Below are 12,675 nucleotides of genomic sequence, written 5' to 3' on the forward strand. Positions count from 1 at the left end.
GCAGGAGAGACCCATCCTTTAAGCTGTCATTTACGTGTGCAGGACAACCGAGATGCGGCCGGACACGTCGGCCGCCTCCCATCGAAGGAAAGGGGCCAGGGAAGTGGTCAACGTCGCGATCATGGGTGCCGGTTCCTGGGGCACGACCCTGGCGAAGGTGTTCGCCGACGCGGGCAACACCGTCGCCCTGTGGGCCCGCCGCCCGGAGCTGGCCGCCGCGATCCAGCAGACCCGCATCAACTCCGACTACCTGCCGGACATCACCCTGCCGCCCGCGGTGACCGCCACCGATGACGCGGCCGATGCCCTGGCCAACGCCGCCATCGTCGTGTTCGCGGTGCCCAGCCAGACCATGCGCGACAATCTCACCGACTGGACTCCCATGCTGCCGGCGGACGCCACCCTGGTGAGCATCTCCAAGGGTGTGGAGAAGGACACCTATCTGCGGATGAGCGAGGTCATCGCCGAGGCCACCGGGGTGGACCCCGCCCGCATCGCGGTGCTCTCCGGGCCCAACCTGGCCCACGAGATCGCCGAGGAACAGCCCGCCGCCACCGTCATCGCCTGCCCGGACGAGAACCGGTCCAAGCTGGTCCAGGCCGCGGTGGCGACGAACTACCTGCGGCCGTACACCAACGCCGATGTCGTCGGCGTCGAACTCGGCGGTGCCTGCAAGAACGTCATCGCCCTGGCGTGCGGCATCGCCGCCGGCCGTGGGCTGGGGGAGAACACCCTGGCCACCCTCATCACCCGCGGCCTGGCGGAGATCACCCGCCTCGGCGAGGCCCTGGGGGCAGATCCTCGCACCTTCGCGGGCCTGGCCGGCCTCGGCGACCTCGTGGCCACCTGCACCTCGCCGTTGTCACGTAACCGTTCCTTCGGCGTCCGCCTCGGTGAGGGCGGCACCCTCGAAGAGGCGAAGAAGGCCACTCACGGCCAGGTCGCCGAGGGTGTCATCTCCTCGAACTCGGTGTTCCAGCTCGCCCAGACCCACAAGGTGGAGATGCCCATCACCCAGGCCGTCTTCGCCGTGTGTCACCGTGGCCTGGAGGTCTCCGACATGGTCACCGCGTTGATGGGTCGCTCCAAGAAGGCGGAGTAGGCCCACGGTAGGCTTGCCCGTCATGAACACGGGTCACATAGAACGCATCACGGTCGGAGTCGTCTACGGGGGACGCAGCAGCGAACACGAGGTCTCCTGCGTCTCCGCCGGGGCCGTCATGAGTCACCTCGACCCGGAGACCTACGACGTCGTGCCCATCGGCATCACCCGCGACGGCATGTGGACCATCGGCGAGTCCGACCCGTCCGCCCTGACCATCCGTGACGGTGTCCTACCCACCGTCGTCCCCGGCGAGGAGCTCGCCCTCTCGCTCGACCCCGCAAAACGGGGGCTGCTGCGCAACGTCGACACCGGTGAGGTCCATGCCCGAATCGACGTCATCTTCCCCGTCCTCCACGGCCGCTTCGGCGAGGACGGCACCATCCAGGGCCTGCTCGAACTCGCGGGCATCCCCTACGTCGGCGCGGGTGTGCTGTGCTCGGCCGGCGGCATGGACAAGGAGTTCACCAAGAAGCTCATGGCCGCCGAGGGCCTGCCCATCACCCCGGAGGTCATCCTGCGCGGCCGTGACGAGCTCACCGAGGCGGAGAAGGACCGGCTGGGACTGCCCGTGTTCGTCAAACCCGCCCGCGGCGGTTCCTCCATCGGCATCTCCAAGGTCACCGACTGGGCCGACCTGCCTGCCGCCATCGCCCTGGCCCGCGAATCCGACGCGAAGGTCATCGTCGAGGCGGAGATCGTGGGCACCGAGGTCGAGGTCGGTGTCCTGCAGCACCCGGACGGCACGGTCGTCGCCTCCGTGGCCGCCCAGCTCAACGGCACCGAGGACTCCGACGAGGGCTTCTACGGCTTCGAGACGAAGTACCTCGACGACGTGGTCACCGCCACCATCCCCGCCCCCTTCGACGAGGAGCTGTCCCGGCAGCTGCACGACATGGCGGTGGAGACCTTCCACGCCCTCGACGGCGAGGGCCTGGCGCGGGTGGACTTCTTCGTCACCGACTCCGGTCCGGTGCTCAACGAGATCAACACCATGCCCGGTTTCACACCGATCTCCATGTACCCGAAGGTCTTCGCAGCCTCCGGCGTGCCCTACGAGGACCTGCTGGGCATCCTCATCTCCCGCGCCCTGGCGCGGTGAGTCCGGCCGCGACCCTGCCGGCCGCGACCCTGACCTACTGTTCCGGCGTGTGCTCCGTGATCGCTTCGCCGAGCTCGACGATCGCGGCGCTGCCCGCATCCTGGGGCACGCTCACGGCGATGTCGGTGGCCCGGCCGAGGGCGAACCACGTGGAGGTGGTCGTACCGTTGGCCAGGGTGGTGTCCTCGAACCAGGGGATCTCGTCCACCTGGGTCAGCTGCAGGCCGGGCGCATAGTTCTCCGGCGGGGCGACGCCGCAACGCAGGACGATCGGTTCGCGCCCGGGGGCGGTCCAGGCGGCGGTGAACGGCTCGGAGACCTCGATGCGCTGGTGGTCGCCGGCGATCGTGTCCGGGAGGTTGGCCATGAGGTCGTCGCACACGGACGTGTCTCCGGCGGCGAGCTGGGACAACGGTGCCGGGTTGGGCTCATGGTCGGCCACGGCGAGCGTCGATACGCTCTCGCCGAATTCGGCGACGGGGTTGTCCGCACCGCCGAGGGAGGGTTCGTCGGCGGTGACGGCGACCACCGGCGTGCGGTCCACCGAGTACCAGGTGGCCAGGGTGGATTCCGGGGTGACGTCGGTGACGCGCAGCCACTGCACGCCCTCGATCTCCTGCGGTTCCGCGTAGGCGGTGTACTGCAGCGGCAGGTCGACGCCGCAGCGCAGCGTCACCCGCTCGAGGAACTTGACGCCCAGGCGGCGACACCGGCCGGGGCGGGTTCGGCGATCTCGGATCGGTCGTGCCCGGCCACCTCGTCGGGCAGGGAGTCCACCAGGTTCGCGCACTCGGCGGAGTCCGCCAACGGGGCCGGCAGGTCGCTCATCGCCACCGGCTGGCGGGCGACGTTCTCGAAGAACAGCTTCGCCCCGACGAGAACTCCCACCACTAGCGCCACCGCCAGAACGAGGGAGAGATAGATGGCGGTTCTCCCGGAACGGCTAAATTGGGTGCCAGCAGGGGTGCTCATGGCGCTTGAGTCTATCGAAAGGTCCGGTGTGACCCACTTCCCAGCCCACTATTCCGGCCCGACCCTCGGCGAGGTCGGCGAACATCGGGCGATCGAGGAGATCGTCACGGTGGCGCCGTCCACCCGCAACGGCGATGACGCCGCGGTGCTGTCCCACGCCTCCCCGAACTCCCGGGCGGTGGCCACCACGGACATGCTCATCGAGGGCCGGCACTTCCGCGTCGACTGGTCCACCCCGGAGGAGATCGGGCAGAAGGCGATCGTGCAGAATTTCGCCGACGTCGAGGCCATGGGTGCCCGGCCCATCGCCGCACTGCTGGCCGTCTCCGCGCCGCCGCACACCCCGTTGTCCTTCATCCGGGGCATCGCCGCCGGCATCGCACAGCGGGTGGGGGAGTATTCCGCCGAACTCGTCGGCGGCGACCTCACCTCCGGTGATGATCTGGTGCTCTCGGTCACCGCCATCGGCTCGCTCGGCGGCTCCCGCCCGGCACTGACGCTTGACCGGGCACGTCCCGGCCAGCAGGTCGTGGCCCACGGCCGGCTCGGCTGGTCGGCCGCCGGCCTGGCGCTGCTCACCCGCTTCGGCCGGGACGGGGTTCCCGAGGACCTCTCGGCGCTTGTCGACGCCCACTGTGCCCCCCACCTCAACCCCGGTCGCGGCGTCATCGCCCGCGCCACCGGCGCGACGAGCATGACCGACAACTCCGACGGGCTCATCGCCGACGTGGGCACCATCGCGCGGCTCTCCGGCGTCGGTGTCGACCTCGACGCCGCCGCCCTGGCCCCCGACGAGCTGCTCGTCCGCGCCGGCCGGCTCCTCGACGCCGACCCCTGGGAATGGGTCCTGGCCGGGGGTGAGGACCACGCCCTGCTGTGCACCACCGCAGGCGCCCCACCCTCCGGTTTCCGCCCCCTCGGCCGGGTGGTCCGCGGCGGCCGCGACCACGACGTCACCGTCGACGGTGCCGCCCCCGCCTACGGCCACGGGTGGGTGAGCTTCTAGATGCTGCCCGTCCACCCCACCTGGCAACCGGTGCTCGCACCCGTCGAGGACCACATCCACGCCCTCGGCGACTTCCTGCGGTCCGAACCCGCCTACCTGCCCGCCGGTGACGACATCCTCCGCGCCTTCCAGGACCCCTTCGACGAGGTCCGGGTCCTCATCGTCGGCCAGGACCCCTATCCCACACCCGGGCACGCGATGGGCCTGAGCTTCTCCACCGCCCCCGGCGTGCGACCCCTGCCCCGGAGCCTGGCCAACATCTACCGGGAACTCCATGACGACCTGGGTATCCCCGTCGCCGAGGACGGTGACCTGCGGCCCTGGGCCGCACAGGGGGTGCTCCTGCTCAACCGGGTGCTCACCGTCCGACCCGGGGCCGCGGGATCCCACCGACGCAAAGGCTGGGAGGAGGTCACCGAGCACGCGATCCGCGCGCTCGCGGAGCGGGAGAAGCCCCTGGTGGCCATCCTCTGGGGCCGCGACGCCCAGACGGCCGCCCGTTTCCTCGGTGACACCCCGCGCATCGAGTCCGCCCACCCCTCACCGCTGTCGGCCTCCCGGGGCTTCTTCGGCTCGAAGCCGTTCTCCCGGACCAATGAGCTGCTGCGTGCCGTCGGAGAGAAACCTGTGGACTGGCGACTGTAGACTACCGACCTATGTCCTTCCCGCACGAGCTCGACGGCCACCGACTGCACGACTGGGCGAGGCGTGCAGTGGGGGAGCTCTCGGCCCGGCGGGCGGAGATCAACTCGCTCAACGTGTTCCCGGTCCCCGACGCGGACACCGGCTCGAACATGACCCACACCATGGAGGCCGCCCTGGCCGAGGTGGACAAGCTCACCGACACCGCCGACGTCAGCCGGGTCGCCCAGGCCCTGGCCACCGGCAGCGTCCGCGGCGCCCGCGGCAACTCGGGCCTGGTGCTCAGCCAGGTGCTGCGCGCCATCGCCGGGCACACCACCGAGGCCGCCATCGACGGGCACGCCATCGCCGACGCGCTGGCCACCGCCGTGCAGCTCGTCGACCGGGCGATCGCCGACCCGGTCGAGGGCACCATCATCACCGTCCTGCGGGCCTCGGCGGTGGCGGCGGGCACCGCAGCCCAGGCCGAGGGGGATCTTCACGGAGTGGTCACCGCCGCGGTCGTGGCCGCCCGCACCGCCCTGGCCAAGACCCCCTCCCAGCTGGAGGTCCTCCGCGAGGCCGGGGTCGTCGACGCCGGCGGCACCGGATTCGTCGTGCTCATGGAGGCCCTCCTCGCCGAGATCCAGGGGGAGACCACCCCCTCACCGGTCATCGCCGAGAGCCACGGTCGGCCCGCGGAACTGGAGGTGATGTTCTTCTTCGTCGGTGACCTCGACGCCCTGCAGGCCGAGCTCCACCCCCTCGGTGACAGCCTGGTCATCGCCCGGGCGGACGAGACGAGCGGCAGCGTGCACATCCACTCCCGTGACGCCGGGACGGTCATTGGGACGGCTTATACCGCCGGCACCGTCTCCGACCTGCACCTCGAGGTCCTCCCGGACGCTCCGACGGTGGACGCCCCGCGGCGCATCGTCATCGCCGTGACCCCGGCCGGCACCATCGCCGACCTCTACGGGCAGTCCGGTGCCGTGGTGGTCACCCCGGGAGCCGACAGCCGGGACCTCGTCTCCGAGATCCTCTCCCGGGTGCGGTCCAGCAGCGCCCAGGAACTGATCCTGCTGCCCAACGGACTGCTCGACCACCGGCAGCTCGTCGCCGTCGAACGTGCCACCCACGCCTTCGAGCAGGCCATCACCATCGTGCCCACCCGCCGGCTGGTCTCCGGGCTGGCGGCGCTGAGCGTCCACAACCCGGAGGCCCCGCTGAGCGTGGCGGCCTACAACATGTCGGACGCCGCGGCGGCGATGCGCACCGCCATCGTCCGCGACAGTGACGTCGCCGGCACAGGCACCACCGGTAGCTCGCTGGAGGACGCCACCGAGGCGGCATGCCGCCCCCTCGTCGGGGACGGGGCAGAGCAGGTGATCCTGCTCACGGAGGAGGAGATCGACGTCGACACGCTCTCTGCGGCCCTGGACCTGGACGTCATGGTCTTCCCCGCCGGCGGGATGGGGCACCTGGTCGAGATCGGGGTGGAGTAGCGGTGCTCGGCTGGTCCGACGAACGCCTGCTGGCCGACGTCCTCCCCGCCAAGGAGGCGAAGGCGATCACCACCGCGTTCGACTACCGGACCTGCGGAGACCTGCTCCAGCACTACCCGCGCGCCTGGTCCCGACACGGCTCCGGCGTCCTCGCCGAGGACGCGCAGGAAGGCGACATGGTCACCTGCGTCGGCGAGGTCACCGGTGTGTCCCAGTTCCACGGCAAGAACAACACCACCGTCACCCGGGTCACCGTCGACGACGGCCGCACCGTGTTCACCGCCTCCTTCTTCCGCGCCACCTACGTGGGCAAGGTCCTCCGCGCCGGGGTACGGGCGATGTTCGCCGGCAAGCTCACCTTCTACCGCGGCCAACCCCAGCTGCAGCACCCCGACTTCCTCCTCCTGCCGGCCCCCGGCCAGAAGGCGGCCGGCAGTGCCTCACTGAAGACCCTGTCCGCCTACGGCAACCCCGACGAGCTCCTGCGCGACCTCGACCACGTGCCCGTCTACCCGGCCACCGCCAAGGTTGCGTCCTGGCGCATCATGAGCGCCATCCAGCACATCCTGGCCACCCTGCCCGCCGTCGCCGAACCCCTCGGCGAGGTCCCCGCCGGCCTGGTGTCCTTCGACACCGCCATCCGGGGCGTGCACTTTCCGGGGCAGGAGGGCCCCGAACCGCACCTGGAACGCCTGAAGTACAACGAGGCGCTCACCCTCGGCCTGGTCATGGCGTTACGCCGCCTGGACACCCTCCGCCGCACCGCGCCCGCCCTGCCACCCGTGCCCGGCGGACAACGCGCCGGTCTGCTCGCCGCCCTGCCGTACGAGCTCACCCGCGGCCAGGAACACGTCATCGCCGAGATCGGTGCCGACCTCGAGGCCGACGAACCGATGAGCCGACTCCTCCAGGGCGAGGTCGGCTCCGGCAAGACCATCGTCTCGCTGGTGGCCATGCTCCAGGCCGTCGACGCCGGCCACCAGTGCGCCCTGCTCGCCCCCACCGAGGTGCTCGCCGTCCAGCACGCCCGCACCCTGACCACACTGCTTGCCGACGCCGCCGTCCCCGCCACCGTGGTTCCCCTCACCGGTTCCATGCCGGTCGGCGTCAAACGCCAGGCCCTGCTGGACATCGTCTCCGGGCAGGCCGACATCGTCGTGGGCACCCACGCCCTCATCCAGGACGGGGTGGAGTTCTTCGACCTCGGTCTCGTCGTCGTCGACGAGCAGCACCGCTTCGGCGTGGAACAACGCGCCCGCCTGCGCTCCATGGGCCGCGACGGGCTCACCCCGCACCTGCTGGTGATGACCGCGACCCCGATCCCGCGCACCATCGCCATGACCGTCTTCGGCGACCTCGCCGTGTCCACCCTCCGGGAACTGCCCGGCGGGCGTCGCCCCATCCAGTCCTCCGTCGTGCCCGAGGCCCGCCCCGACTGGGTCGTCCGCGCCCTCGTCCGCATCCGAGAGGAGGTCGACGCCGGGCGGCAGGCCTACGTCGTCTGCCCGCGTATCGACGGCGACGGCGGTGTCACCGACCTCGCCCTGCGCCTGGCCGGCGGCCCCTTCCGCGGCCTGCGGGTGGAGATCCTCCACGGCCGGATGCGCCCCGAGGACAAGGACCACGTCATGCGCGGCTTCGCCGCCGGTGACATCGACGTCCTCGTGGCCACCACCGTCATCGAGGTCGGCGTCGACGTCCCCAACGCCACCGTCATGCTCATCCGCGAGGCTGAGAACTTCGGCGTCTCCCAGCTCCACCAGCTCCGCGGTCGCGTCGGTCGCGGCGAGAACGCGTCCCTGTGCCTGTTCCACACCCTCGCCGCCCCGGGCACCCCCGCCCACCAGCGCATCACCGACGTCGCCGGCACCGCCGACGGCTTCCAGCTCGCCGAGATCGACCTGCTCCACCGCCAGGAGGGTGACGTCCTGGGTACGAGCCAGTCCGGCTCCCAGCGGACCGTCCGCCTGCTCAACCTGGTCTCCGACCTCGACATCATCGAACGCGCCACCGTCGACGCCACCGCACTCGTCGACCGGCACGCCCTGCTCGCCCAGCGCCTCGTCCTGGAGATCGACCGCGACGATCGGGAGTACCTGGAAAAGAGTTAGGGTTGACCCCATGAACATCTGCGCCCCCTTCGCCGGCATCGTGCGCTACCACGTCGCCGTCGGCGACCCCGTGGACACCGGGGACGTGCTCGCCACCGTCGAGGCCGTCAAACTCGAGGCCCCCGTCCTCGCCCCCGGGCCCGGCACCGTCACCGCCCTGGCCAGGGAGGACTTCACCGACGTCCTCGGCGGAGACACCCTCCTCGAGGTGGGCCCATGACCCGCATCATCTCCGGGGAGGCCCGCGGCCGCACGATCAAGGTCCCACCCGCCGGCACCCGCCCCACCTCCGACCGGGCCCGGGAGGGACTGTTCTCCTCCCTGCAGGTCCGCTTCGGATTCCACGAGGCCCGGGTCCTCGACCTCTTCGCCGGCTCCGGCGCCCTCGGCCTCGAGGCCGCCTCCCGCGGGTCCGCCGAAGTGGTCCTCGTGGAAAGTGACCCGAAGGCCGTCGAGGTCATCCGGCACAACATCGGCGTGGTCCGCCACCCGCAGGTCCGCGTCGAGGAGATGAAGGCCTCCACCTACCTGGCCCGCGCCCCGCGCGACCACTTCGACATGGTGCTCGCCGACCCGCCCTACGACCTGGCCGACGAATCCGTCCACGAGATGCTGCTCGCCCTCGAACCCGCGCTGGTGGACGGGGCCGCCGTCGTCGTCGAACGCCATGTCCAGTCCCCGGAGACCGACTGGCCCGAGGGCTTCGCCCCCACCACCCAGAAGCTGAAGAAACGCACCTACGGCATCGCCCGGATGGACATGGCGGTCTACCACCGCGAGCCGGACCCCGACCTGCCTTCCGATCCGAACGAGGAGAAGTGATGAAAGCCGTCTGCCCCGGATCCTTCGACCCCGTCACCATGGGGCATCTGGACATCTTCCGCCGCGCCGCCCAGCACTTCGATGAGGTGGTCGTGCTGGTGACCGGCAACCCCAACAAACGCTCGGGCCTGTTCACCATCGACGAACGCATGGACCTCATCCGGGAGGTCACCGCCGACGTCCCCAACATCAGCGTGGACACCTGGGGTGGTCTGCTGGTGGACTACACCACCGAGCACGGCATCTCCGCCCTGGTCAAAGGCCTGCGCACGGCGCTCGACTACGAGTACGAGCTGCCCATGGCGCAGATGAACCGGCGACTGTCCGGCATCGACACCTTCTTCCTGCTCACCGACGAGAAGTACGGCTACATCTCCTCCTCCCTGTCCAAGGAGGTGGCCAAGTACGGCGGCGACGTCACCGGGCTGCTGCCCGACGCCGTGGTCAGTGCGGTCGAGGAGAAGTACCGGGGGAGCGAGGGGTAGTCTGATCGGGTGATTCTCGATCTGGCCCTCATCTTCACCGTCGTCCTCATCGGATCCTGCATGCAGCGGATCTCCGGCATGGGGCTCGGGCTCATCGCCGGCCCGGTGCTGGTGGTCATCATGGGACCGGTCGAGGGCATCCTCGTGGTCAACGTGCTCGCGTTCCTCAACGCCGCCGCCACGACGATGACCGTCCGCGAGTTCGTGGACTGGCGCAAGTTCGCCATCATCTCCTCCGTCCTCATCGTCGGCTCGGTCCCGGCAGCCCTGTTGGTCCGCGAGGTCTCCGGTGCTCTGCTGCAGGCCCTGGTCGGCGGCCTGCTGCTGCTGGCGCTGGCGGTGACCACCTTCGGCAAGAAGTACATCCCCACCGCCTCCGGTACGGCCCCGGCGGTCGTCGCCGGCATCGCGGGCGGTTTCATGAACACCCTCGCCGGTATCGCCGGCCCCGCCATCACCGTCTACGCCCAGGCGTCGCGCTGGGGCCAGCAGTCCTTCGCCGCCACCCTCCAGCCGATCTTCATGGTCGCCGGCGCGATTTCCTTCCTGACCAAGATCCTCTCCGGGGCCGGCGATCTCACCGAGACGAACTGGCTCATCTGGCCCGTCGGCGTCCTCGGCATGGCACTGGGCCTGTGGATCGGCGTCAAACTCAGCGCCAAGGTCCCGCGCGAGAAGGCCCGCAAGCTCTCCCTCCTGCTCGCCACCGCCGGTGGTGTCACCGCCCTGGTCCGCGGCATCAACGGGATGATCTAACCGCGGCCCAGGTAGGGCATTCCGGCGGCGGTGACCGTCACCTGGTCGACGCTCACCTCCGCCGGCAGGTTCGCCACCGCCAATAACAGGCGTGCCGCGTCGGCGGCGTCGAACATCGGCTCGGATCCCGTGAAGGAGCCGAGCAGTGCGGTCCGGGCGTTGCCGATGTCCAGCTCCGTCGCCGTGATCCCGTGCGGGCGCCCGTCCAGGGAGGTGGAGACCGTCAGGCTGGCCACCGCCGCCTTCGACGCCGCATAGGCCGCCGCACCCGCCCGGGGCCGGTGCCCGGCGATGGAGCCGTTGTTGATGATCCGCCCGCCGCCGTGCCCGCGCATCCACTGGAACGCCGCCTGCGTGCACAGAAACGTGCCGGTGAGGTTGGTGTCCATCGTCGCCCGCCATTCGGCGGCGTCGATGTCCGCGAGCTCGCCGGTGGGCCCGGGGATCCCCGCGTTGTTGACCAGCAGGTCCAGCCGCCCGTAGTGGCCCGTGACGGCGCTGAAGGCCACCGCCACGGAGGCCTCGTCCGCCACGTCGCACACCACGGCCAGATGCTTGTCGACGCCCGCGAGTCCCCCGACCGTCTCATCCAGCGTCGCCTTCGTGCGTCCCAGGCACGCCACCGACCACCCGTCGGCCGCCAGCGCGGCCGCGAAGGTCCGACCCAGTCCACCGCCTGCCCCGGTGACCACCGCCACTCTCTCCGATGTTTCAGCCATGGATTCATCCTAGGGTGGAGAGCATGATCACCGCGCTCAACTGCTCCATCGGCCGTGACTCCTTCGTCGACGGCCTCGATGCCGCCGTGGCCATGGGCCTGCAGGACGTCGAACTCTGGTGGCCGTTTCCCGACCCCGATCCCACGGCCGGGCAGATCGATGATGTGGTGGCCCAGCTGCGGCAGCGCGGACTGGGACTGGTGGCGCTCAACATGTTCGGCGGGGATCTCGCCGCCGGGGAACGCGGCATCCTCCACGACCGGGACCTGCCCGAAGCACACATCGACGCCATCGAGCGCTTCCACGACCTCACCGGGGTGGCCCGCTTCAACCTGCTGCTCGGGCGGGGAGGGACAGTGCTCACCGCGGCGCAGTTGGATCGCTTCGCCGGGGTGGCCGGCGACGTCGAGAAGCGATTCGGTGGGACCGTGATGGTGGAACCGATGTCGGGGACCGGGGACTATCCCGTGCGCACGGTCGCGGACGCCGCGCCGTTGCTCGAGCACGGCGGCCTGCTGCTCGACCTCTACCACCTGGCGGTCAACGACGCGGTGACCCTCGACGTCATGCCCGAGCACGTCCAGGTGGCCGACAACCCGGGGCGCGGGGCACCCGGCACCGGTGAGCTACCGCTGGCGGACTGGGTGGCGCAGCTGCGGGCAGGCGGCTACACCGGCCACGTGGTCGGGGAGTGGCTGCCCTGACGGATTGCGGGGCGGATTACAGCAGCGAGGAGAGGAACGCCTGGGTGCGCCGCTCCTGCGGGTTGTCCAGGACCTCGGCGGGGGAGCCGGCCTCGACGACCACTCCACCGTCCATGAACACGACGGTGTCGGCGACCTCGCGGGCGAAGCCCATCTCGTGGGTGACCACGAGCATGGTCATGCCGTCGTTGGCCAGTTCCTTCATCACGCGCAGGACCTCGCCGACCAGCTCGGGGTCGAGGGCGGAGGTGGGCTCGTCGAAGAGCATGAGCTTGGGGTCCATAGCCACGGCGCGGGCGATGGCCACGCGCTGCTGCTGGCCGCCGGAGAGCTGCACGGGGTAGGCGGTGGCCTTGTGGGCCAGGCCGACCTGGTCGAGCAGCTCCATGCCGCGCTTCTTCGCCTCGGTGACGGACATGCCTTTGACGTGGACGGGTGCCTCGATGATGTTGTCCAGGGCGGTCCGGTGGGGGAAGAGGTTGAACTGCTGGAACACCATGCCGATGTCGGCTCGCTGGCGGGCGGCGTCCTTCTCGGAGATCTCGTGGAGGATGCCGTCGCGTTCGCGGTAGCCGATGAGCTCGCCGTCGACGTAGAGGCGGCCGGCGGTGACCTTCTCCAGGTGGTTGACGCACCGCAGGAAGGTGGACTTGCCGGAGCCGGAGGGGCCGATGAGGCAGGTGACGGTGCCCTTCGGCACCTCCATGTCAATGCCCTTGAGCACCTCGAGCTGGCCGAAGGACTTGCACACCTGCTGGGCGTTGATCATC

13 protein-coding genes and 1 pseudogene are annotated in these 12,675 nt (G+C 70.4%); 11 read left to right on the plus strand and 3 right to left on the minus strand.

The features are described 5' to 3' along the window. Positions 1–103: 103 nt before the first annotated feature. Positions 104–1,102, plus strand: a complete 999-nt coding sequence (locus QP029_RS10245; RefSeq protein ID WP_349293708.1) for an NAD(P)H-dependent glycerol-3-phosphate dehydrogenase — start codon at positions 104–106, stop codon at positions 1,100–1,102. A gap of 22 nt (positions 1,103–1,124) precedes the next feature. Beyond that, the gene (locus QP029_RS10250) at positions 1,125–2,204 is read left to right on the plus strand and encodes a D-alanine--D-alanine ligase family protein (RefSeq protein WP_284874208.1); all 1,080 of its coding nucleotides are present in this window, start codon (positions 1,125–1,127) and stop codon (positions 2,202–2,204) included. A 34-nt stretch (positions 2,205–2,238) separates the two neighbouring features. Here QP029_RS10250 and QP029_RS10255 read toward each other — a convergent pair. After that, positions 2,239–3,176, minus strand: a pseudogene (locus tag QP029_RS10255) (DUF3515 domain-containing protein). Here QP029_RS10255 and QP029_RS10260 point away from each other — a divergent pair. Genes QP029_RS10260 through QP029_RS10295 form a run of 8 tightly spaced genes read left to right on the plus strand, consistent with a single transcriptional unit; the run spans position 3,175 to position 10,482 of the window. Continuing rightward, positions 3,175–4,182: a thiamine-phosphate kinase gene (locus QP029_RS10260; RefSeq protein WP_284874209.1), complete on the plus strand. Its 1,008-nt coding sequence runs from the start codon at positions 3,175–3,177 to the stop codon at positions 4,180–4,182. The pseudogene QP029_RS10255 and the gene QP029_RS10260 overlap by 2 nt on opposite strands. Beyond that, positions 4,183–4,827, plus strand: a complete 645-nt coding sequence (locus tag QP029_RS10265) for a uracil-DNA glycosylase (RefSeq protein ID WP_284874210.1) — start codon at positions 4,183–4,185, stop codon at positions 4,825–4,827. 11 nt (positions 4,828–4,838) lie between these two features. Further along, positions 4,839–6,308 carry a DAK2 domain-containing protein gene (locus QP029_RS10270; RefSeq protein WP_284874211.1) on the plus strand — a complete coding sequence of 490 codons (1,470 nt, stop codon included), beginning with the start codon at positions 4,839–4,841 and terminating at the stop codon, positions 6,306–6,308. Between the two features lie 2 nt (positions 6,309–6,310). Continuing rightward, a complete protein-coding gene (locus QP029_RS10275; RefSeq protein ID WP_284874212.1) occupies positions 6,311–8,419 on the plus strand; it encodes an ATP-dependent DNA helicase RecG in 2,109 nt (702 codons plus the stop codon). Between the two features lie 10 nt (positions 8,420–8,429). Further along, positions 8,430–8,639, plus strand: coding sequence for a biotin/lipoyl-containing protein (locus tag QP029_RS10280; protein WP_284874213.1), 210 nt, complete (start codon positions 8,430–8,432; stop codon positions 8,637–8,639). After that, the gene (rsmD, locus tag QP029_RS10285; protein WP_284874214.1) at positions 8,636–9,241 is read left to right on the plus strand and encodes a 16S rRNA (guanine(966)-N(2))-methyltransferase RsmD; all 606 of its coding nucleotides are present in this window, start codon (positions 8,636–8,638) and stop codon (positions 9,239–9,241) included. Before QP029_RS10280 ends, rsmD begins: the two co-directional genes overlap by 4 nt. Then, positions 9,241–9,726, plus strand: a complete 486-nt coding sequence (coaD, locus tag QP029_RS10290; protein ID WP_284874215.1) for a pantetheine-phosphate adenylyltransferase — start codon at positions 9,241–9,243, stop codon at positions 9,724–9,726. Before rsmD ends, coaD begins: the two co-directional genes overlap by 1 nt. Positions 9,727–9,786: 60 nt before the next feature. Continuing rightward, positions 9,787–10,482, plus strand: coding sequence for a sulfite exporter TauE/SafE family protein (locus QP029_RS10295; protein WP_284876226.1), 696 nt, complete (start codon positions 9,787–9,789; stop codon positions 10,480–10,482). On the opposite strand, the gene QP029_RS10300 is transcribed toward QP029_RS10295, so the two are convergent. Next, positions 10,479–11,201 carry an SDR family oxidoreductase gene (locus QP029_RS10300; RefSeq protein ID WP_284874216.1) on the minus strand — a complete coding sequence of 241 codons (723 nt, stop codon included), beginning with the start codon at positions 11,199–11,201 and terminating at the stop codon, positions 10,479–10,481. The genes QP029_RS10295 and QP029_RS10300 overlap by 4 nt on opposite strands. Before the next feature lie 23 nt (positions 11,202–11,224). On the opposite strand from QP029_RS10300, the gene QP029_RS10305 reads away from it, so the two are divergent. Further along, positions 11,225–11,905 (plus strand): TIM barrel protein, encoded by a 681-nt coding sequence (locus tag QP029_RS10305; RefSeq protein WP_284874217.1) that lies wholly within the window; start codon positions 11,225–11,227, stop codon positions 11,903–11,905. A gap of 16 nt (positions 11,906–11,921) precedes the next feature. Here the strand turns inward: QP029_RS10305 and QP029_RS10310 are convergent, their stop codons facing one another. Beyond that, positions 11,922–12,674, minus strand: a complete 753-nt coding sequence (locus tag QP029_RS10310; RefSeq protein ID WP_432418730.1) for an amino acid ABC transporter ATP-binding protein — start codon at positions 12,672–12,674, stop codon at positions 11,922–11,924. Position 12,675: the final 1 nt, after the last annotated feature.

Source organism: Corynebacterium suedekumii, assembly GCF_030252185.1.
Taxonomy (GTDB): Bacteria; Actinomycetota; Actinomycetes; order Mycobacteriales; family Mycobacteriaceae; genus Corynebacterium; species Corynebacterium suedekumii.